Genomic DNA, 21,915 nt, shown 5'->3' with positions numbered 1-21,915 from the left:
GTTCAAATCCTCTCTCAATCAGCCGCAGACAGCGGTCTGCGCGCGGTGGCGTCATCGGTGTGCCGTGCATCGGCGGCGTTCGGGCCCTTGCGCACCAGGCGCATCATGTAGCCGATGCCGACGGTGAATACCGAGAAGTAAATGACCACGAACAACGCCAGGGTCACGCTCATCTGCAAGGCACCATGGTTCGAGGCGGCCTGGGTGGTGCGCAGCAAGCCGTAGACTACCCAGGGCTGGCGGCCGATCTCGGTGGTGAACCAGCCGGCCAGCAAGGCGATCAACCCGGAGGGGCCCATCAGCAAGGCCAGCCACAAAAAGGCCTTGTTGCGGTACAGCGCGCCGTTGCGGCGCAGTACCAGGGCGGCCAGGGCACACAGCAGCATCAACATGCCCAGCCCGGCCATGACCCGGAAACTCCAGAAGATGATGGTCGAGTTGGGCCGGTCTTCCTTGGCAAAGCTCTTGAGCGCCGGGATCTGCTTGTCCAGGCTGTGGGTCAGGATCAGGCTGCCCAGGTACGGCACTTCGAGGCTGTAGCGGGTGGTTTCGGCCTGCATGTCCGGCAGGCCGAACAACACCAGCGGCGATGGCTCACCGGGTTTGTTGTCCCAGTGGCCCTCGATGGCGGCGATTTTCGCCGGCTGGTGCTCCAGGGTGTTCAGGCCATGGGCATCGCCGACCGCGATCTGCACGGGCGTGGCCACCAGGATCATCCACATGGCCATCGATAGCATCTTGCGGATTTGCGGCGTGTCGTTGCCCCGCAGCAAGTGCCAGGCCGCCGAGGCACCGACGAAGAACGCGGTGGAGAGAAACGCCGCCAGCGCCATGTGCATCAATCGGTAGGGGAACGACGGGTTGAAGACGATCTTGAACCAGTCCACCGGCGCCACGCGGCCGTCGACGATCTCGATGCCTTGCGGGGTCTGCATCCAGCTGTTGGACGAGAGGATCCAGAACATCGAGATCAGCGTGCCGATCGCCACCATGATCGTGGCAAAAAAGTGCAGGCGCCGCCCTACCCGGTCCCAGCCAAACAGCATCACCCCCAGGAAACCGGCTTCGAGGAAGAACGCGGTGAGTACCTCGTAAGTGAGCAAGGGCCCGGTGATGCTCCCGGCAAAGTCGGAGAACCTCGCCCAGTTGGTGCCGAACTCATAGGCCATGACCAGGCCGGAGACCACGCCCATGCCGAAGTTGACCGCGAACAGCTTGGACCAGAAGTGATAGAGGTCCTTGTAGACCTGATTGTGGGTTTTCAGCCAGCAACCTTCGAGCACGGCCAGAAAGCTGGCCAGGCCGATGGTGATCGCCGGAAAGATGATGTGAAACGAGACCGTGAAGGCGAACTGAATCCGCGCCAGATCCAACGCATCCAGATTGAACATGACAGTATCCCGAGAAACCGCTGGCCCACCTGCGGCCGCCAGTAAATGGCGGCTGCAGGCTCCAGGGTTTCAGTCAGTAGGTGGAAGTCGAGTGAAGTGTCAGATGTGCGCTGATGGAATCAGGTTGTCTGCACTGGCTTTCTCGAGTTTGATCGCGATGAACTTCGAGGTCGGGGTAAAGGTGCGATCGCCATAGCTTTCCAGCGGCACCAGCGGGTTGGTTTCCGGGTAGTAGGCCGCCGCCTGTCCTGGCGGGATGTCGTAGGCCACCAGGGTAAACCCGCTGACCCGGCGCTCGCGGCCGTCTTCCCAGAGCGAGACCATGTCGACTTTTTCGTTGGGCTCGAAGCCCAGGCGGCGAATGTCCTGCTCGTTGACGAAGACCACGTCGCGCAGGCCGAACACCCCACGGTAGCGGTCATCGAGGCCGTACAGGGTGGTGTTGTACTGATCGTGCGAACGCAGGGTCTGCAGGATCAGGTCCGGGGTGTCGCCACGGGCCAGCACCTCTTCGTTGACCAGTTGCGCCGGCAGCACGCTCGCGGTGAACTGCGCCTTGCCGCTTTGCGTCAGCCATTCGCGCTGCGAGGCGGTGTTGCCCAGGTGGAAGCCGCCGGGGTGCTGCAGGCGCGCATTGAAGTCGGCAAAGCCCGGGATGACGTCGGCAATCAGGTCGCGGATGCGGCTGTAGTCGGCCACGGTCCACTCCCAGTCGATCGGCCGGTCACCGAGGGTGGCCTTGGCGATGCCGGCGACGATCGACGGCTCCGAACGCAGCAGCGCCGAGCAGGGTTTGAGCTGGCCATGGGAGATATGCACCATGCTGAAGGTGTCTTCGACGGTGATGCCTTGCGGCCCTTCGGCCTGCACGTCGATTTCGGTACGGCCCAGGCACGGCAGAATCAGCGCATCCCGGCCAGTCACCAGGTGCGAGCGGTTGAGCTTGGTGGCGATGTGCGCGGTCAGCTCGCAGTTGCGCAGGGCATCGTGGGTGCGCGGGGTATCCGGGGTGGCCTGGGCGAAGTTGCCGCCCAGGGCGATGAACACCTTGGCGCGCTGCTCTTCCATGGCCTGGATCGCCAGCACCGCGTTGTGCCCGTGCAGGCGCGGGGCCTTGAAGGCGAAGCGCGCTTCCAGGGCATCGAGCAGGCGTGCCGGCGGCTGCTCGTCGATGCCCATAGTGCGGTCACCTTGCACATTACTGTGGCCACGCACCGGCGACAGCCCGGCACCCGGCTTGCCGACGTTGCCGCGCAGCAGTTGCAGGTTGATGATTTCCTGCACGGTCGGCACCGAGTGACGGTGCTGGGTCACGCCCATGGCCCAGCACATGATCACCCGTTCGGCGCGGCGATACATGCGCGCGGCCAGCTCCAGCTCGGCCAGGTTCAGGCCCGACTGCTCGACGATGTGCGCCCAAGGGGTGGCATCGACTTCGGCCAGGTAGGCCTCCAGCCCCGAGGTGTGCTCGGCGATGAAGGCATGGTCGAACACCGCGGGCTCGCCCTTGGCCTGGGCTTCGCGTTCCCATTGCAGGAGGAACTTGGCGATGCCGCGCATCACCGCCATATCGCCGCCCAGGGCCGGGCGGAAGTACGCGGTGTTGGTCGGTTCCGAGCCGTTGCTGAGCATCTCGAACGGGTGTTGCGGGTGCTGGAAACGCTCCAGGCCACGCTCCTTGAGCGGGTTCAGGCAGATCACCTGGGCACCGCGTTTGACCGCCTCGCGCAGCGGTTCGAGCATGCGCGGGTGGTTGGTGCCAGGGTTCTGGCCGATGACGAAGATTGCGTCGGCGTGCTCCAGGTCGTCGAACACCACGGTGCCCTTGCCGACCCCGAGGGTTTCCGACATGCCGACGCCGCTGGCCTCATGGCACATGTTCGAGCAGTCAGGAAAGTTGTTGGTGCCATAGGCGCGCACGAACAACTGGTAGAGGAAGGCCGCCTCGTTGCTGGCCCGGCCCGAGGTGTAGAACTCGGCCTGGTCGGGGGATTCGAGGCTGTTGAGGTGCTTGGCGATCAGCGCGAAGGCGTCTTCCCAGCTGGTTTCGATGTAGTGATCGGTGGCGGCGTCGTAGCGCATCGGATGGGTCAGGCGGCCCTGGTATTCAAGCCAGTAGTCGCTCTGCCGGGCCAGCTCGGTGACGCTGTAGCGGGCAAAGAAATCCGGATCGACCAGGCGCCCGGTGGACTCCCAGTTGACCGCCTTGGCACCGTTCTCGCAGAACTTGACCATGCCGCTTTCCGGCGACTCGCCCCAGGCACAGCCCGGGCAGTCGAAACCGCCGTTCTGGTTGGTCTTGAGCATCACCCGCAGGTTCTTGAAGGCGTTTTCACTGCCCAGCCAGCTCTTGGTCACGCTCTTCAGCGCGCCCCAACCGGCGGCGGGGGCGTCATAGTTTTTTATATGTTCATCTTGGCTCATCGGGGCTTCCTCGCTTGGCACGCAGGACAACTTTAACGTTTCGCCATCTAACAACTTGATAGTTACATCGCAGTTAATGGCGAACTTCGTTTTCTACCCTTTCAGGCTATTGAGCGTGGACTTTTGCGTCTAATCAAAAGAAATGACGAACCGATCAAAACCCTCTATCACCGCGCCGAAAGCCCCTGAATACGGGCCTCTCAAGCCACCGATAGATGAACCTTATCACGTGGTCATTATTAGTGATTTGACCGACTTGCATGGGCTATTTACCCTCAACAACTATCAAAGGTTTATTCTCCAAACAGCATCTCTGCCGCGATATAAGAGGCCCTGCCCATCATGAGTGCAAACGGCAAACAACTGGTCGACGGCTACAGTCGGAAAATCGATTACCTGCGCATGTCGGTCACCGATCGCTGCGACTTTCGCTGCGTCTATTGCATGGCCGAAGACATGCAGTTCCTGCCGCGCCAGCGCATCCTCACCCTTGAAGAGCTGTATCAGCTTGCTGAACGCTTTGTCGCCATGGGCACCCGCAAGATCCGCCTGACCGGCGGCGAGCCGCTGGTGCGCGCGGGCATCGTCGAACTGTGCGCCCGGGTTGCCGCCCTGCCTGGCCTGCGCGAGCTGTGCATGACCAGCAATGGCTCGCAGCTCTCCCGCCTGGCCCAGCCGCTGTTCGATGCCGGCCTGTCGCGCCTGAACATCAGCCTCGACAGCCTCGATGCCCAGCGCTTCAAGGCCCTGACCCGTACCGGCGACCTGGCCCAGGTGATTGCCGGCATCGATGCCGCCCATGCCGCAGGCTTTCGCCGCACCAAGCTCAATTGCGTGGTGCTCAAGGGCCGCAACGATGATGAAGTGGTCGACCTGGTGCGCTTTGCCATCGACCGCCAACTGGACATCTCGTTTATCGAAGAAATGCCCTTGGGCGTGATCAGCGAGCACCAGCGCAGCGAGTCCTATTGCTCAAGCGACGAGGTGCGTGCGCGTATCGCCGAGCACTTCACCCTGCTCGAATCGGCCGAATCGACCCAGGGCCCGTCGCGTTACTGGCGCCTGGCCGAAGCACCGGACATCCGTATCGGCTTCATTTCGCCCCACAGCCACAATTTCTGCGGCACCTGCAACCGTGTGCGGCTGACCGTCGAAGGGCGGCTGCTGCTGTGCCTGGGCAATGAACATTCCGCCGACCTCAAGCAGGTGCTGCGTGCCCACCCGGGTGACACTGAACGCCTGGACAAGGCCATCCGCCAGGCCATGACCCTCAAACCTTACAGCCACACCTTCGATATCAACGGTGAGGTGCAGATCCTGCGCTTCATGAACATGACTGGCGGCTAGCCCGATGATCGTCCATCCCAAACCCAACCTGCTCAACGTCCTGGTTTCCCTCAAAGGCTCGATCGCCAAACGCATTGCCCGGCGCAGCGTGATGGTCACCGCCCTGGCATCGCTGATCGTGCTGGTGGAGAACCTGCATCCGGCGTTCTTCGCCAAGGTCAACGCCACACCCTTCACCCTGCTGGGTATTTCCCTGTCGATCTTCATGAGCTTTCGCAACAACGCCTGCTACGACCGCTGGTGGGAGGGGCGCAAGGCCTGGGGGCAGATGATCATCGAGGTGCGCTCGTTCATTCGCGAGAGCGTGGTGATTGCCGACCGCAAGACCCGCGATAGCTTGTTGCTGGCGCTGTGTGGCTATGCCCATGCGCTCAATGCCAGGTTGCGTGGCGAAGATGAGCTGCAAGCGGCGCAACCCTGGGTGGCAGAGTCTTCGAACTTGCCGCTGCATAACATCAGCGACGGGATCCTGCAAAGCATCGGCAAGCGCTGTTCGCAACTGGCCGAGCAACAGCAGATCAGCGAATGGCGTTACCTCAACCTGGAGCAGCGATTGCGCGGGTTGTCGGAGACGCAGGCGGTGTGCGAGCGGATCAAGACCACACCGCTGCCCTTCCCTTACACCCTGCTGCTGCACCGCACCATCTACATCTTCTGCATCCTGCTGCCGTTCGCCATGGCCGAGCCGCTGGGCTGGCTGGCACCGATCTTCACCTTGATCGTCAGCTACACCTTCTTCGGCCTGGATGCGATCAGCGACGAGCTCGAGGACCCGTTTGGCCGCGACGAGAACGACCTGCCCACCGATGCCATGGTGCGTACGCTGGAGCGCGAGCTGCTGGGTGCGACCGGGCGCAAGGACCTGCCGCCGCCGCTGTTGCCGGTGGATTTTGTCTTGAGCTGAAGCGCCCCATCGCGGGGTTGGCGCAATACCTGTGGGAGCTGGCTTGCCAGCGATGAGGCCACTGAAACCAGCACATCAGCTGTGGGTTGAGCTACGACCGCTTCGCGCTCGATCGCCGGCAAGACCGGCTCCCACAAGGTCGGCGCAATACCTGTGGGAGCTGGCTTGCCAGCGATGAGGCCACTGAAACCAGCACATCAGCTGTGGGTTGAGCTACGACCGCTTCGCGCTCGATCGCCGGCAAGACCGGCTCCCACAAGGTCGGCGCAAGACCTGTGGGAGCGGTGCCCCGCGATTAGTTCACTGGCGCGATTCGCACAGCTTGCCAGGCTTGAGGTGGGCAACGAAGTTGCAAGGCCGATGGCGGGCATCCAGTTGTTCGGCGAGGATGCCTTCCCAGGCGGTGCGACAGGCGCCGGTGGAGCCCGGCAGGCAGCACACCAGGGTGCCATTGGCCAGGCCCGCCAGGGCGCGGGTCTGTACGGTGGAGGTGCCGATGTCGAGGATCGACAAGGCGCGGAACAGCTCGCCAAAACCGTCGATGTGCTTGTCGAACAAACAGGCCACCGCCTCCGGGGTACTGTCGCGGCCGGTAAAGCCGGTACCGCCGGTGATCAGCACCACCTGCACGTCGTCTTCGGCAATCCAGCCCGCCACCTGGGCGCGAATCTTGTACAGGTCATCTTTGAGCAACACCCGATCAACCAACCGGTGCCCCATCTCCACCGCGCGGCTGGCAAGCAGTTCGCCAGAGGTGTCGTTGTCAAAGCTGCGGGTGTCACTGACGGTCAGCACGGCGATATTCAGCGGCACAAAGGCCGCGTCCAGTTTGATACTCATGCAAAGCCCCTTGGCAGCAGTCAGGAAGTTGCGGGCAACGCTAGAACTAAACACCGGCAGCGTCCAATCGATAGATCCGACCGGCTTATCGAGTGGGTCTATCGTCTACTGATCAAGCGCCTCTATCACCCGGTCACTAATGCTCATTGGACGGGCCTGGCCCTTTGCTTTACCGTTTTCCCACCCGCCCCCACTGACTTGCCAGGCTGTGCCATGGATATCAAACAACTCAAGTTTCTCCTCGCCCTGGACCAGACCCGCCACTTCGGCCAGGCCGCGGCGCTGTGCCATATCACCCAGCCGACGTTGTCGATGCGTCTGCGCAACCTGGAAGACGAACTGAACCTGGTGCTGGTAACCCGTGGCCAGCGTTTTGAGGGCTTCACTGAGGCCGGCGAGCGCATCCTGGCCTGGGCCCGCACCTTGCTTGCCGCCTATGACGGCTTGCAGGCCGAAGCCGCCAGTTGCCGCGGGCAGATCGTCGGCAGCCTGCGCCTGGGCATGGTGCCGCTGTCGAGCTTCAACCCCATGCAGTTTCTCCAGCCCCTGGCCCAGCGCTATCCGGAGCTGCAGTTCCAGCTGTCATCCTTGAGCTCGGAGCAGATCACCGATGGCCTGAGCCGCAACCAGCTGGACCTGGGTATCTGCTACCTGGACCAGATCAACAGCGCCTATTTCGACGTGATCGAACTGGGCACCACGCGCATGGGCCTGTTGTACGACGTGCGTCATTTCCAGTTCGAGCAGGCTGAACTCCCCTGGGAAGCGGTCAGCGAAGTGCCCCTGGGGCTGTTGAGCAAGGGCATGCATTATCGCCAGTCGGTCGACCTGAGCTTTCGCAGCCGCGGCCTGCAGCCCCATGCGGTGCTGGAAAGCGATTCCAGCTACCAGTTGATCCAGGCCGCCTGCGCCGGCATGTGCTGCGCGATCATGCCGCTGGATTACGGCCTGGAAGGCTTGAGCGAGCACCTGCGCATCGTGCCGATCAGTGCTGCCAGCGTGCATGCCCCCATCGGCTTGCTGCTGCGGCGTACCGAGCCGCGTTCGGCAATCGCGGAGAAGTGCTTTGCCGAGGTCAAATCACTGCTCGACAGCGAATTGAAACCGGCGTAGGCACTAGTCTGGTGTCCGCTCGGCCAGGTCTTCGAGCAGCTCGGCCGAGGGCACGAAGAACAGCCCGCCGGTGACCGCCGTGCTGAAATCCAGCAGGCGGTCATAGTTGCCGACCGGACGGCCGACGAACATGTTCTCGAGCATCAGTTCGATCGGTGCCGGCGAACGTGCATAGCCGATGAAGTAAGTACCGAACTCACCCGCGCCGGGGCGGCCGAACGGCATGTTGTCCCGCAGGATCTTCAGCTCTTCGCCGTCCGCGCCGGTGATGGTGGTCAGGGCGCTGTGGGAGTTGCTGGGCTTGACCTCGTCACCGAGCTCGATGTCCGACAGCTTGGTGCGGCCTATGACCCGCTCCTGCGCCTCCACCGGCAGCGCGTTCCAGGCGGTCATGTTGTGCAGGTACTTTTGCACCAGCACATAGCTGCCGCCACTGAAGGCCGGGTCTTCATCACCGATCAGGGTGAACTTGGGTACCTGGCGACCGACCGGGTTCTCGGTGCCATCGACGAAGCCGACGATGCTGCGCATGTCGAAATAGCGAAAGCCCTGCACTTCATCCACCACCTTGACCGCATCGCCCAAGGCCGTCATCAGCTGGGTGGCCAGTTCAAAGCACAGGTCCATCTGGTCGGCGCGGATGTGCAGGAGGATGTCGCCGGGGGTGGCCGGTGCGCGGCGCCCTTCTACGCCAAACTCACGGAACGGGTGCAAGGCCGCTGGCCGCGGCCCGCCGAACAGCTGGTCCCAGGCACTGGCGGCAAAACCGCACACGCACGACAGGTTGCCCGCCGGCACGCGCTTGCCGACCGAGCGGGTCAGGCCGGCGATATCGGCGCACCATTCGCGCACGGTGTGCAGCGCGTCACGCCCGGGCGCCAGGGTGGCGACCATGAAAATCGCGCTGCTGGTGATCGGGCTGCACACCGCTTGGGGTTCAGGAATATCGTTGTTCATGGCTGCCTGCACACGGATCAAAGCCAGCAGACTAGCAGATCAACGGCGCCTATGGCGTGACCTGGTACCCCCTGTTCTGCAGGCAACTGGTGTAGGCCGAGGCGCTGGTTGCCTCGCTGGTGCGCCGGTCCTCGCGGCGTTCCTGACGCTGCCGGGCGCCGCCGACCACCGCACCGGCAGCAGCGGTTTCACCGGCACGGTTCTGCCGGTATTGCTGTTTGACATCGTCGTCGACCCGGTCGTACACCTCATCGTGCTGGCGACCCCGCACCTCAGCGCCTGCAGCTCCGGCGGCAGCGCCCACGGCCGCGCCGCGTACCCGGCCACCGACATGGGGCTGGCTGGTCGTGGAACTCGCGGCGACGTTATGGCAATCGTTGATATCGGTCTGTACCTGCTGGGCGCTCTGGCCCTTCATCGGCACCACGGTTTCGGCCCAGCCCTGGGCACACACAGCCGACAAAGCCAGGCACAGGCCAATGGATGGCAACCTGTTCATGATGGACTCCGGAATCAGACAGTAGAAACAGTGTAGCTGGCAACTTGTGGGAGCGGGCTTGACCCGCGATGGGGCCGGTTCAGCCAGCACATCAATGGCGCCCATCCTCGCGCCGGCGCTGCTGACGCCCCAGCCACCATCCGGTCCCCGCCCAGCCCAAGGCAATACCCGCGCCGATCAACATCGCCAGTTGCGGATGATCGCCCATGACATCCAGCCCACGCTTGAGCCAGCCACTCACGGCATCGCCGCCGCGATAGACCACGGTGTCGGTAAAATTCTTGGCCTTGTACTTCTGCTCCGGCTCCACCACGGTGTAGAGCATTTCGCGCCCCGGCCGCACCAGCGCGTACTCACCCACCCGGCGCACCACCATGACCAGCACGAACACGGCAAACAGCGGCGTCAGGGCCAGCCAGATAAACCCCAGCACCATCACCAATGGCACCGCCACCAACAACACCCCGACCCCGAGCTTGCGCGCAATATGCCCGGTGACGAACACCTGGGTAAGAATCGCCAGGGCCTGCACGGCGCTGTCGATCAGGCCGAACACCTGGGTCTGTTCGGTGCGGCTGGTAAAGTGCTCGGCCACCAGCCGCGCCTGCTCGAAGTACAGGAAGGTGCTAACGCTGGCCAGCAACACCACGAACACCGCGATGCCCAGCAGGTAGGGCGAACGCAACACCTCGCTGGCACCCGCAAAAGGATTGCCGCCCAACGGTTTCGAACGGGGGTGCTCGGTTTGCGCCGGTAACGGATACAGGTCGCGCCAGTGCTGCAGGTACATGGCCGCGACCACGCTACCGAGCAGGAACACCGTGGCCAGCACCACCAGTCCTGCATGGCCGATCAGCCCCACCAGCAAGGTCCCGAGCAACGGCCCGAGCAAGCCGCCGAAACTTGCCCCCGCCGCCAGCAAACCAAACAGGCGCTTGGCCTGCTCGCTGGAGAACAGGTCGGCGAGCACGCTCCAGGCCAGCGAGATGGTCAGCAGGTTGAACATCGACAACCAGATGTAGAACGCCCGCGCGCCCCACAGGTTGTCGGGTTGCACGGCAAACAAGGCGGCGAACAGCAGCAGGTTGCTGGCCATGAACGCATAGGTCCAGGGCAGGATACGCCGGCGCTGTACCTTGGAAGCCAGCCAGCCGAACAACGGCAAGGCAATCAGGGTGACGATGAAGGTGCCGGTGAACAGCCATTGCAGGTTCTCGACGCCACCGGCCACGCCCATGGTCTCGCGCACCGGGCGCAACATGAAGTAGCCGGCGAACAACAGAAAGAACAAGGCCAGGCCAGCGACCACCGCCGGCGATTCGCCGGGCCTGACATTAAACAGCCGGGTGCTCAGGCGTTTCATGGCCTTAGCCGAACTGCTTGATCAGTTCTTGTTGTTGCTGGGCCCCGAGCAGCGGCCCGCTGCCGGCCTTGAGCTGATCCAGTTGGCGATCCGGGCGGCTGGTGGCCGGGATCACCGTGGTCACTGCCGGGTGGCTGATGGCGAACTTGAGAAACAGCTGCGCCCAGCTGCCGATCCCCGCCTCTGTCGCCCAGCCGGGCAAGGCCTGGCCCTTGACCCTGGCAAATAGCCGGCCGTCGTCGAAAGCGCGGTTGATCAATACCGCCACGCCCTTGTCCTGGGCCAGAGGCAGTACCGTACGCGCGGCATTGGGAGCATTGACCGAATAATGGATCTGGATGAAGTCCAGGGCTTCACTGCGCAGGATCTGCTCCAGCTCATCCAGGCCGCTGTCAATGTAGTGGGATACGCCGACATAACGGGTCAGGCCCTGGGCCTTGAGTTCGCGGGCATAGGGCAATTGGTGCCGCCAGTCGCGCAGGTTGTGGATCTGCAGCAGGTCGACCTTGTCGGTACGCAGCTTTTGCAGGGACCCGGCCCACTGCGCTTCGGCCCCCGCGCGGCTGTCAGCAGCGATCTTGGTGGCGATGAAGGTGTTATCCCGCCAGCCACCCTCCTCCAGCAACTGGCCAAGCATTGCATCGGCGCTGCCGTAGTTGGGCGAGGTGTCGATCACTCGGCCGCCGCCGTTAAAGAACACCTTGAGCACTTCCTTGAGCTGTTGGTACTCGGCGGAACCGGCCTCGACCTCGAAACTGCCGGAAGTACCGGCACCGATTACCGGCAGCGCCTCGCCCGTTGCAGGAATCTTGCGGGTCAGCAATCCCGTGCGGGGCTGGGCAAAGGCCGCGCGGGTGAAAGCCAGCCCTGCGGCCAGGGTGGCACTGGCCGCGAGAAAGTGGCGACGGGTAGGCATGGCACACCTCCTGAGAAGACCTGGGCTCAAGGGCTAAAAGCTTAGTGCCACCTGCGTAAGCATGCCGAAAGCAGTGCACCGGCATTCGTTACTGCATGTAAAACCGCCACGGAGTACATTTGTACTCCACCGTATCAAGCCGTGGTTTGCGCAACGGCAGGCAATACCAGTTCCTCGGGGGCTTTGACGAAAATACTGTACTTGCCGCCCTCCATCTCTTCGAAGGCGATCAGCTTGTCCACCAGTGCCGCGCTCAGCACTTTGCCGGCATTGAGCAGGAGCATGCCGTTGTCGGCATTGAGATTGCGCGCCAGCACCATGCCGCCAGCCAGATCGCGGGTGCTCAGCACCTTGACCGTCGGATCGGCCAGGGTCACGTCACTGAGGAACTCGGCGCAGACCTTGACGAAATCCTCCACCAGCCCCGGGTCGTATAGCTTGCCGGCGTACCTGCGGATATACACCAGCGCTTCATCGCTGTTCATTTGCCGTTCAAGGATCAAGCCGCGTTGCAGCTCGATGAAATCCACCGCCAGTTTCAGCCAGCGCGCATCCTGGGGAATGGCCTCACCCTTGAGACGGCCGGGAAAGCCGCTGCCATCCCAGCGTTCCTGGTGGTGAAGGATGATGCGCGCCGCTTCCTTCATCGGCTCCAGGGTCATTACCAGCGACTCGCTGTGCTGCGGATAGGCCCGGTACAGATCGCGCTCGGTATGCGGCAGCAGGTCCGCCGGGCACGTCAGCATGCTGTCGCTCCAGCTCATCTTGCCGATGTTGTACAGCGCCGCCGCCATGGTCAGGTCGCGGCTGCGGCCTTCGTCCAGACGGTGGCGGGTGCAGCACACGCGGATCAGTTCGATGACCTGGCGGTTGGTCTGCTTGGTTTTGGGCAGGCGCAGGTTGGCCAGCAGCGAGAACACTTCGGTGCCGGTCACGTAACTGCGCTTGAGCTCTTCGTAGGCTAGGTCGAGCATGTCGGCGGTCTGCTGCAGTTCGGCGGTACGCGCCGCAACGCGCTGTTCGAGGCTGGCGTTGAGCGCCTTGAGTTGCTGGTTCTGCGTCTGGGCCAGCTGTTCCAGGCGCCGCCGTTCGCTTTCCGAATGCTGGTAGGCCAGTGCCTGGCGCAGGGTTACCAGCAATTCTTCGTCATTCCAGGGTTTGCTGATATAGCGATGGATCTGACCGTCGTTGATGGCTTTGGCGATGGTGTCCATGTCGGCATAGCCAGTGAGCAGGATGCGCAAGGTCGCGGGAAAACGCTGATGGATGTGCGCCAGCAAGGTGGCGCCGTCCATGTTGGGCATGCGCGCATCGCTGATCACCAGGCTGACCGGGCGCTGTTCAAGCACTTCCAGGGCCCGGGCGCCGCTTTCAGCCAGCAACACCTCGTAAGGCTGGCTGCGCAGCAGGCGGCGCAAGCTGTTGAGAATCGAGGTTTCGTCGTCGACCAGCAACACGACGGGTTTATCCGCTACGGGTTCTTCCATGGTCCCCTCCCTGCACCTTGGGCCTGCGCACCAGCTCCTGAACACAGGCTAGATGACATTTGCCGAAACGGTCGACCTTTGTGCCCGGGTTCGCGCATGGGCATTTGCCTGACTATGCTGACCCTGAAGGTGTTCCATGAGCATTGCTACCAGGGAGGGTTGCCCGATGCACGTCCACTTGCCGGTTGCGCGCGCCATCGGAGCGTTGCGATGAGCCCGCCACCGACCGACATCAATCGCCGGATTCTGATCGTCGACGATACGCCGTCAATTCATGAGGACTTTCGCAAGATCCTCGACGCCGGCTCCTGCACCCACGACGCGCTGGGGGAAACCGAGCACGCGCTGTTCGGCGCCCCGCCGACGGCGCCAGCCCAGCACTTCGACCTCGATTCAGCCTTCCAGGGCGAGCAGGCGCTGGCCAAGGTCGAGGCGGCCCTGAATGCCCAGGCGCCCTATGCCATGGCGTTCATCGATATGCGCATGCCGCCCGGCTGGGACGGCCTGCAGACCATCGCACGGCTCTGGCAGGTCGATCCCAAATTGCAGATTGCGCTCTGCACCGCCTATTCCGACTATTCATGGGAAGACATCGCCGGCCAGCTTGACCTGGGTGACCGCCTGCTGATCCTGAAAAAGCCTTTCGATGCCATCGAGATCCGGCAAATGGCCAATGCCCTGACGGTCAAATGGCAGATGACCGAACAGGCCGCACTCAAGGCCGAACGCCTGGAGCAGGCGGTCGAAGCGCGCACCCGCGAGCTGGCCGATGCCAATATCATCGTGCAGAACAGCCCGACCATTCTCTACCGGCTAAGGGGCGAGCCGCCCTTTGCCCTGATGTACATCTCGCACAACATCACCAAGTTCGGTCACTCGGCAGCCCGGCTGGTCGGTGCTGCGGATTGGGCCAGCACCCTGGTGCATGCCGATGACCTGGGCAAACTCGACGAGGCCATGGCGCGGGTACTGGACCGTGATGCCGCCGCAGCCTCCATCGAGTTCCGCCTGCGCACCGCCGATGACACCCTGCGCTGGGTCGAGAACCGCTATATCCCGGTACGCAACGCCCAGGGCCAGCTGGTGGAAATCGAAGGCATCATCCTCGACATTACCGAGCGCCGCCTGGCCGAAGAGAAATTCGCCCTGATGGCACGTACCGATGGCCTCACCGGCCTTGCCAACCGGGCCATGCTGATCGAGCGCCTGCACCAGGCGTTTGCCGCCGCCCGGCGCGGTGCAACGCCATTTGCGATGTTCTACCTGGACCTGGATCATTTCAAACGGGTCAATGACACCCTCGGCCATCCGGTCGGTGACTTGCTGTTGCAGGAGGTGGCACGACGGCTCAGCGCCTGCACCCGCGAGAACGACGTGGTTGCCCGCCTGGGTGGCGACGAGTTTGCCATTCTGCAACTGGACGTCGACGAGCCGACCCGCTGTGCCGCCCTGGCCAGCAAGGTCTGCGATGCCCTGGCCCAGCCCTACTACCTGGACAACAATGCCGTGCGCCTGTCGTCGAGCATCGGCATCAGCCTGTACACCCCCCAGTGCCTGAGCGCCGATGGCTTGCTGGCACAATCGGACATGGCCTTGTACCGGGCCAAGGAAAAAGGCCGCAACCAGTTCCAGTTCCATAGCGAGGAGATCACCCGCGAAGTCGGCGAGCGGGTAACCCTGGCCAACGACCTCAAGCACGCGCTGGAGCACGACGAGCTGCAGTTGCAGTTCCTGCCGGAGATCGACCTGGGGAGTGGCAAGGTGCTCGGCATGGCGGCCCGGGTGCGCTGGCTGCACCCCGAGCGCGGCTGGCTGGCACCCGAGGTGTTCATGCCGGCGGCGGAAAAAACCGGTGTCAGCATCGCCCTTGGCCATTGGCTGCTGGACCAGGCGTGTCGGCAGATGCGCCAGTGGCATGACCAGGGCATCGCGCCACCGTTGATCGCCATGGAGGTTTCACTGACCCAGCTCAAGTCGGGCGCGGACCTGATCTACGACGTGTTGCGCACCACCGCCCGCTGGAACATCTGCCCCTGGGAATTGCGCTTCGACGTCACCGAAGCGACCCTGGCGCAAACCAAGTGGACCCACAACGATATCCTTCCCCGGCTGTGCCAATTGGGGGTGAAGATCGCCATCGACAATTTCGGCAGCGAGTATTCCTCGTTCGACTACCTCAAGACCTACCGGGTCAACCATCTCAAACTGGCCCCGCAACTACTCGACTGCGCCAGCAACGACCCCGATTGCGCGCAGACCTTGCGCGCCATCATCAACTTTGCCCGTGACGTCGGTATCGGCATCATCGCCGACCGGCATGAACTGTCGCAGCCACATGACCTCCTCGGAAGCGACGCTGCCCAGCCGATCAGCCATGCCTTCAGCCGCTCGCTGGACAGCGCCCAGGCGCTGGAACTGCTGAAGCTCGACAGCATGCCACTGCCGCAGGTGAGGCGATGAACCCGCTCAGCCAACCCGCCAACCGGCGAATCCTGATCATCGACGACACCCCGGCAATCCATCAGGATTTTCGCAAGATCCTCAGCCCCGAGCCGCTGGGCCGGGAGTCGCTGGAAGCTACCGAGGCGCTGCTGTTCGGCTCATCCGCCAGGCGACGCCTGCAGTTCGAACTCGATTCCGCCTACCGGGGTGAAGACGCGCTGGAGCTGGTCACCCGCGCACGTGCGCAAGGCCGTCCCTACGCCATGGCATTCACCGACATGCGCATGCCGCCTGGCTGGGATGGCCTGGAAACCGTCAAGGCATTGTGGAAGGCCGACCCGCACCTGCAAATTGCCCTGTGCACGGCGTTCTCGGACTACTCCTGGGACGAACTGGCCGAGCACATCGAGTTCGGCGACCAGTTGCTGATCCTGAAAAAGCCCTTCGACAGTCTGGAAATCCGCCAGATGGCCAATGCCCTGAGCTGGAAGTGGCAACTGGCCCAGGACGCCACGCGCAAGCTGCATGATCTGCAACGCACCGTCGAGGAGCGGGTGCAGGAGCTGCTGCAGGTGTCCCGACTGCTGCACTACGACGCCCTTACCGGTTTGCCCAACAGCACACTGCTCGGTGACCGCCTGACCCAGCATCTGTTGCATGCGCGTCGTCACGAGCGCAAGGCCGCGGTGATGTTCCTCGGCCTGGACCGCTTCAAGCGCATCAACAATGCCCTTGGCCATCCGGTCGGTGACGAAGTGCTCAAACAGGTCGCAGCACGGCTGACCAGCAGCGTACGCGAGTCGGACTCGGTGTTCCGCTACGGCGCCGATGAGTTCGTGGTGATCCTCTGCGACATTGTCCATCCGCAGCAAACCCAGGGCGTCGCCGAAAAGCTCCTGGCCTCGATCAGCATGCCGCATGCCCTGGCGGGCCATGACCTGACGGTGACCGCGAGCATGGGTATCAGCCTTTACCCCGATGACGGTAGCGACCCGGTGTGGCTGATCAAGAAGGCCGAGACCGCGATGCGCAATGTCAAGGACAGCGGCCCCAACGATTTCAACTTTTTCATCGACGACATGAACCTGCGCGCGCGCCGCCAGCAGTCTATGGAAAGCGGCCTGCGCCTGGCCCTCAAGCGTGACGAGTTTGTCCTGCACTATCAGCCCAAGGTGGACTTGCGCCACGGCACCATCGTCGGTGCCGAGGCGCTGGTGCGCTGGCAGCGTCCCGACCACGGCTGGGTGTACCCCGCCGATTTCATTCCGGTGGCCGAGGACAGCGGCCTGATTATCGCCCTCAGCCAGTGGGTACTACGCCAGGCCTGTGGCCAGGCACGCGCGTGGCAAACGCAAGGAATGGCGCCATTGCGCGTTTCGGTGAATGTCTCGGCCATGGACTTTCGCCAGCGCGGCTTTGTCGACAACCTGGCCGGCGTGCTCAATGACACCGGCCTTGACCCGTCGCTGCTCGAACTGGAAATCACCGAAAGCGTGCTGATGCACAACGTCGACGCCACGGTCGTCACCCTGCAGGCGATCAAGCAACTGGGTGTGCGCCTGGCCATCGATGACTTCGGCACCGGGTATTCGAGCCTCAGCTATCTGCAGAAATTCCCCGTCGATGTGTTGAAGATCGACAAGTCTTTTGTCCGCGAGATGGGCAGCGACAACAACGATGCCCGGCTGGTCAGCAGCATCATCAGCCTGGGCAAGAGCCTGAACCTGAACATTATCGCCGAGGGGGTTGAAACCGCCGAGCAACTGAGCTTCCTCAAGGCCCAGGACTGTGAGCAAGGCCAGGGCTACTACTTCAGCAAACCGCTAGACCCTGCAGCGTTCGCCCGGCTGCTGCACACCTACCCACAACGCATCGCACCCCACGATTGAGAGCGCATGGATGGCACAACCCCTCCCCTTGCTGGTAGTTGCAGCAACCCTTGGCGCCAGCGCCGTGGCCCTGGCACAAAGCGTTGGCGGGCCGCTCATGCCGCTGCCGGCCCTACCGGTACTGGCTGCCGAGCGGGTCGAACTTGGCCGCAAGCTGTTCAACGATCCACGTCTGTCGAGCAACAACAGCCTGTCCTGCGCCAGTTGCCATCAACTCGACCATGGCGGTGCCGACCGTTTGCCGCGCTCGCTCGGCGTCGATGCCAAGCCCTTGCCGGTCAATACCCCCAGTGTATTCAACGCTAGCCTGAATTTTCGCCAGTTCTGGGATGGCCGCGCGCAAACCCTGGAGCAGCAAGCGCACCTGGTGGTGCAAAGTCCGACGGAAATGGGCAGCGACTGGACGGTAGTGGTGCAACGCATTGCCGCCGACCCGCAGTACCGCAGCGGCTTTGCCCAGGCCTACAGCGAAGGCGTGAGCGAGCACAGCATCCAGAATGCCCTGGCCACCTTCCAGCGCACCTTGCTCACCCCCGGCTCGCGCTTCGACCGTTACCTGCAAGGCAACACCGAGGTCCTCACAACCGAAGAAAAATACGGCTATCAGCGCTTTCAGGAGTATGGCTGCATCGCCTGTCACCAGGGGGTGAACATCGGCGGCAACATGTTCCAGAAATTCGGTGTGCTGGGTGACTACTTCAAAGACCGCGGCAACCCGAGCGAGGCAGACCTGGGGCGCTACAACGTCACCGGTGACGAGGACGACCGGCATGTGTTCAAAGTGCCCAGCCTGCGCAATGTCGCGGTCACCGCACCGTACTTTCATGACGGCTCGGCAGCGACCCTGGAAGCGGCGGTCGAGGTCATGTTCCGCTATCAGCTCGGGCGCACGCCAAGCGCCGAGGACCAGGCGCTGATCGTCCAGTTCCTCAAGACCCTGACCGGTGAATGGGAGGGCAAACCGCTATGAGACTGACCCACCGGCACGGTCTGTTCCTGTTGGGCGCCAGTGCGGCGCTGTTGGCCTCGGTTCTGGTGTACCTGTACATCATGTCCAAGGCCGATGAAACCGAAACCTACGCCCGGGCCCGCGACCTGGTCCGGCAGATCAAGCAATACGACTCGCAATGGGAAAACGAGATCCTCAAGGCGCGCATCACCATCAGCTACAACTATGACCCGCTGGTGTCGCCGCTGGTGGAGATGACGCGCCTGTGGCAGGCGTTCGAAACCACAGAGGCCCTGCATGGCCACAGCGATACACCCGCCTGGCGCACGGCCTACGCCGATTACCAGGGCGCCCTGGCGCAGAAGTCGCGGCTGGTGGAACAGTTCAAGTCGCATAACGCCGTGCTGCGCAATTCCCTGGCCTTTTTACCGACCGCCGAAGATGGTATCCAGGCCCAGCTAGGGCAGCTTGCAGATGCCGACAAACTGCGCCTGCACAACATCGCCACCGACACCTACGACCTGATGCTCAGCAGCCTCGAGTTCGCCCAGATGACCACCGATGACAAGGCCGCCGACATACTGGTCGGGTTGAACAAGCTGGCCATCAACAAAGAGCGCCTGCCCGTCGAGTTCCACGCCCCCATCGATATCCTCAGCAACCACATTGCCTTGATCCTGCGCGAGCAACCCAAGGTCAACCAACTGCTTGAACAGATCGAGGCAGTGCCGGTGGCCGAACGCCTGGACGACATCACGTTGATGCTCGATCGCGACGAGCGTGCCGCCACCCTGGTCGACCAGCAGTACCATTTCTACCTGCTGGTGTTCTCCACCCTGCTGGTCCTGCTGTTGATCTACATGGGCATACGCCTGATGCGCAGCTTTGGCGAGATCAACCGGGTCAACCGCGCGCTGGTCAGTGCCAACGACGAGCTCGAGCAACGGGTCGAGGAGCGCACCCGCCAGCTCAAGGACACCCAGAGCGAACTGCTCGACACCGCGCGCCAGGCCGGCATGGCGGAAATCGCCACCAACGTTCTGCATAATGTCGGCAACGTGCTCAATAGCGTGAACATTTCCGCCGACCTGGTGACCCGCAAGCTGCGCAACAGCAAGGCCCTCGGCCTGGGCAAGGCCATGCAGCTGATCAATGAGCACCCCGACGACCTGGGGCGTTACCTGAGCGAAGACGCCAAAGGCAAAATGCTCCCTGGTTACCTCAACCAGCTGGTCGAGGCGATCAGCCTGGAGCAGAAGGAAATGGCCGATGAGCTGACCCAGTTGAGCAAGAGCGTCGATCACATCAAGGACATCGTCGCCACCCAGCAATCCTATGCCGGGGCCAGCACGTTGCTGGAGCCGCTGGTGGTCAGCACGCTGCTCGAAGATGCCCTGCGCATGAACGCCGGCGCCCTCACCCGCCACCACGTTACGGTGCTCAAGGAGTACGACGAAGTACCGCGGATCATGGGCGATAAACACCGCCTGCTGCTGATTCTGATCAACCTGATCAGCAACGCCAAATACGCCATGTCGGACGTGTGCAATCACGCCCGCAACATGACCCTGGGGGTCAACCGGCTCGACGACACCCTGCTGATCAGCGTCACCGACGAAGGCGAAGGCATTGCCCCGGAAAACATGACGCGGATCTTTGCCCACGGCTTTACCACCCGCAAGGAAGGCCATGGTTTCGGCCTGCACAGCTGCGCCCTGGCCGCGGTGGAAATGAACGGCCACCTGGCGGCCTACAGCGACGGGCCGGGCAAGGGTGCCCGCTTCGTCCTGCAAATCCCGTTGATAATCGCCGAAGGTGAATCATGACCGAGCCCTGCAACCGGCGCATCCTGCTGATCGACGACACGCCGGCGATCCATGACGATTTTCGCAAGATCCTGGCCCCGGAATGCGCCTCCAACCCCGATCTCGATGCCCTGGAAAACGCCCTGTTCGGCGAAGCACCCAAGGCCGTCGCCACCGTGTTCGAACTCGATTCGGCCTACGGTGGCCAGGAAGGCCTGGGCAAACTGATCGATGCAGCGAGCCGCCAGCGCCCCTACGCCCTGGCCTTCGTCGACATGCGCATGCCCGATGGCTGGGATGGCGCGCAGACCATTGAAGCACTGTGGCAACACGACCCGTTGCTGCAGGTGGTGGTGTGCACGGCCTATTCGGACTACTCCTGGGACGAGCTGCTCGACCGCCTGAACGGCCATGACCGCCTGCTGATCCTGAAAAAACCGTTCGACAACATCGAAGTCCTGCAGATGGCCAACACCCTCACCACCAAGTGGGAAATGACCGCCCGTGCCCAGTTGCAGATGAACCAACTGGAACAGCGGGTCGAGCAGCGCACCCTGGCATTGACCCAGGCCAGCGCCGCGCTGCAACGGGAGATCGACGAGCGCAAGCTGCTGGAAAGCCAACTGGTGCAATCGGAGAAACTTGCGTCCCTGGGCCAGTTGGCGGCAGGCGTCGCCCACGAGGTCAACAACCCGATTGGCTTCGTATCATCCAACCTGGGGGCGCTGGACGACTATTTCAGCCGCTTGCAGGACATGCTCAAGGCCTACCGCGACGCCGAGACGGCCATCGACCCGACAGCGCTGAGTGCAAGCCTGGCGAAACTGCGCACCGAGATCGAACTTGACTACATCCTCGAGGACATTCCCCAGCTGATCCGCGAGTCCAAGGACGGCATCAGCCGCGTTGGCCAGATCGTCAAGGACCTCAAGGACTTCTCCCGGGTGGACTCCAGCCAGGACTGGCAGTGGGCCAATCTGCAGCAGGGTATCGAGTCGACCCTGAACATCGTTGCCAGCGAACTCAAGTACAAGGCCGATGTGCTCAAGGACTATGCGCCGTTGCCCGAGGTCGAATGCCTGCCCTCGCAGATCAACCAGGTGATCATGAACCTGGTGGTCAATGCCGCCCAGGCCATTGGCCCGGAGCGCGGCACCATCACCCTGCGTACCGGCTGCGAGGGCGAGCAGGTATGGATTGAAGTGGCCGACAATGGCTCGGGCATAGCCGCCGACAGCCTGCAAAAGATCTTCGACCCCTTCTACACCACCAAGCCGGTTGGCCAGGGTACGGGGCTGGGATTGTCGTTGTCGTACGGGATCATCAAGCGCCATCGAGGGGAAATCCGCGTGCACAGCGAGCTCGGTGCCGGCACTACATTCAGGATCGAACTGCCAATACGTCAGGCGCGGGCGGCCTAGCGCTGCAGCAATGGCCTCATCGCGGGGCAAGCCCGCTCCTACAGATATAGCGCCAATCCTGTGGGAGCTGGCCTTGCCAGCGATCGAGCGCGAAGCGGTCGTAATCCAGGCGACACCTGATGTGCTGGCTGTACCGGCCTCATCGCTGGCAAGCCAGCTCCCACAGTG

General features: G+C 62.9%; 16 protein-coding genes. 8 read left to right on the top strand and 8 right to left on the bottom strand.

From position 1 onward, the window contains the following. Positions 1-14: 14 nt before the first annotated feature. Together ABM562_RS12310 and ABM562_RS12305 are read right to left on the bottom strand one after the other, a co-directional pair. Entirely contained in the window at positions 15-1,391 is a 1,377-nt protein-coding gene (locus ABM562_RS12310; RefSeq protein ID WP_115089530.1) for a cytochrome ubiquinol oxidase subunit I, read from the bottom strand. 99 nt (positions 1,392-1,490) lie between these two features. Beyond that, positions 1,491-3,815, bottom strand: a complete 2,325-nt coding sequence (locus ABM562_RS12305) for an FdhF/YdeP family oxidoreductase (RefSeq protein WP_460422127.1) — start codon at positions 3,813-3,815, stop codon at positions 1,491-1,493. Between the two features lie 342 nt (positions 3,816-4,157). Between ABM562_RS12305 and moaA the strand changes: the two genes are divergently transcribed. Both moaA and ABM562_RS12295 read left to right on the top strand, forming a co-directional pair. Then, on the top strand, positions 4,158-5,162 hold the full coding sequence (moaA, locus tag ABM562_RS12300; RefSeq protein WP_460422125.1) for a GTP 3',8-cyclase MoaA: 1,005 nt from the start codon (positions 4,158-4,160) through the stop codon (positions 5,160-5,162). 4 nt (positions 5,163-5,166) lie between these two features. Continuing rightward, positions 5,167-6,066: a bestrophin family protein gene (locus ABM562_RS12295; RefSeq protein ID WP_460422123.1), complete on the top strand. Its 900-nt coding sequence runs from the start codon at positions 5,167-5,169 to the stop codon at positions 6,064-6,066. A gap of 300 nt (positions 6,067-6,366) precedes the next feature. Here the strand turns inward: ABM562_RS12295 and moaB are convergent, their stop codons facing one another. Then, on the bottom strand, positions 6,367-6,906 hold the full coding sequence (moaB, locus tag ABM562_RS12290; protein WP_115086588.1) for a molybdenum cofactor biosynthesis protein B: 540 nt from the start codon (positions 6,904-6,906) through the stop codon (positions 6,367-6,369). Positions 6,907-7,119: 213 nt separating this feature from the next. On the opposite strand from moaB, the gene ABM562_RS12285 reads away from it, so the two are divergent. Next, positions 7,120-8,019, top strand: a complete 900-nt coding sequence (locus ABM562_RS12285) for a LysR family transcriptional regulator (protein WP_115086587.1) — start codon at positions 7,120-7,122, stop codon at positions 8,017-8,019. A 3-nt stretch (positions 8,020-8,022) separates the two neighbouring features. Here the strand turns inward: ABM562_RS12285 and ABM562_RS12280 are convergent, their stop codons facing one another. The 5 genes from ABM562_RS12280 to ABM562_RS12260 all read right to left on the bottom strand — a co-directional run bounded on the left by ABM562_RS12280 (position 8,023) and on the right by ABM562_RS12260 (position 13,241). Further along, complete coding sequence (locus ABM562_RS12280) at positions 8,023-8,976, bottom strand: Dyp-type peroxidase (protein ID WP_134062626.1); 954 nt, start codon at positions 8,974-8,976, stop codon at positions 8,023-8,025. A gap of 49 nt (positions 8,977-9,025) precedes the next feature. Beyond that, a complete protein-coding gene (locus tag ABM562_RS12275; protein WP_258579245.1) occupies positions 9,026-9,475 on the bottom strand; it encodes a YMGG-like glycine zipper-containing protein in 450 nt (149 codons plus the stop codon). Between the two features lie 91 nt (positions 9,476-9,566). Further along, on the bottom strand, positions 9,567-10,838 hold the full coding sequence (locus tag ABM562_RS12270; protein WP_460422119.1) for an NTP/NDP exchange transporter: 1,272 nt from the start codon (positions 10,836-10,838) through the stop codon (positions 9,567-9,569). Between the two features lie 4 nt (positions 10,839-10,842). Further along, complete coding sequence (locus ABM562_RS12265) at positions 10,843-11,754, bottom strand: aldo/keto reductase (RefSeq protein WP_460422117.1); 912 nt, start codon at positions 11,752-11,754, stop codon at positions 10,843-10,845. Between the two features lie 134 nt (positions 11,755-11,888). Continuing rightward, the gene (locus ABM562_RS12260; protein WP_460422116.1) at positions 11,889-13,241 is read right to left on the bottom strand and encodes an HD domain-containing phosphohydrolase; all 1,353 of its coding nucleotides are present in this window, start codon (positions 13,239-13,241) and stop codon (positions 11,889-11,891) included. 210 nt (positions 13,242-13,451) lie between these two features. On the opposite strand from ABM562_RS12260, the gene ABM562_RS12255 reads away from it, so the two are divergent. The 5 genes from ABM562_RS12255 to ABM562_RS12235 are packed head-to-tail and all read left to right on the top strand — an operon-like array spanning position 13,452 to position 21,747. Further along, on the top strand, positions 13,452-15,701 hold the full coding sequence (locus ABM562_RS12255; RefSeq protein WP_460422115.1) for a GGDEF/EAL domain-containing response regulator: 2,250 nt from the start codon (positions 13,452-13,454) through the stop codon (positions 15,699-15,701). Then, positions 15,698-17,572 (top strand): putative bifunctional diguanylate cyclase/phosphodiesterase, encoded by a 1,875-nt coding sequence (locus tag ABM562_RS12250; RefSeq protein WP_460422113.1) that lies wholly within the window; start codon positions 15,698-15,700, stop codon positions 17,570-17,572. Before ABM562_RS12255 ends, ABM562_RS12250 begins: the two co-directional genes overlap by 4 nt. Before the next feature lie 10 nt (positions 17,573-17,582). Then, a complete protein-coding gene (locus ABM562_RS12245) occupies positions 17,583-18,542 on the top strand; it encodes a cytochrome-c peroxidase (protein WP_346616980.1) in 960 nt (319 codons plus the stop codon). Further along, complete coding sequence (locus ABM562_RS12240; protein ID WP_460422111.1) at positions 18,539-20,347, top strand: DAHL domain-containing protein; 1,809 nt, start codon at positions 18,539-18,541, stop codon at positions 20,345-20,347. Before ABM562_RS12245 ends, ABM562_RS12240 begins: the two co-directional genes overlap by 4 nt. Further along, the gene (locus ABM562_RS12235) at positions 20,344-21,747 is read left to right on the top strand and encodes an ATP-binding protein (protein ID WP_460422109.1); all 1,404 of its coding nucleotides are present in this window, start codon (positions 20,344-20,346) and stop codon (positions 21,745-21,747) included. Before ABM562_RS12240 ends, ABM562_RS12235 begins: the two co-directional genes overlap by 4 nt. Positions 21,748-21,915: the final 168 nt, after the last annotated feature.

Source organism: Pseudomonas sp. ZL2, from assembly GCF_054788455.1.
The sequence above is the reverse complement of the archived record's forward strand: the minus strand, read 5'-3'. Positions and strand labels throughout refer to the sequence as shown.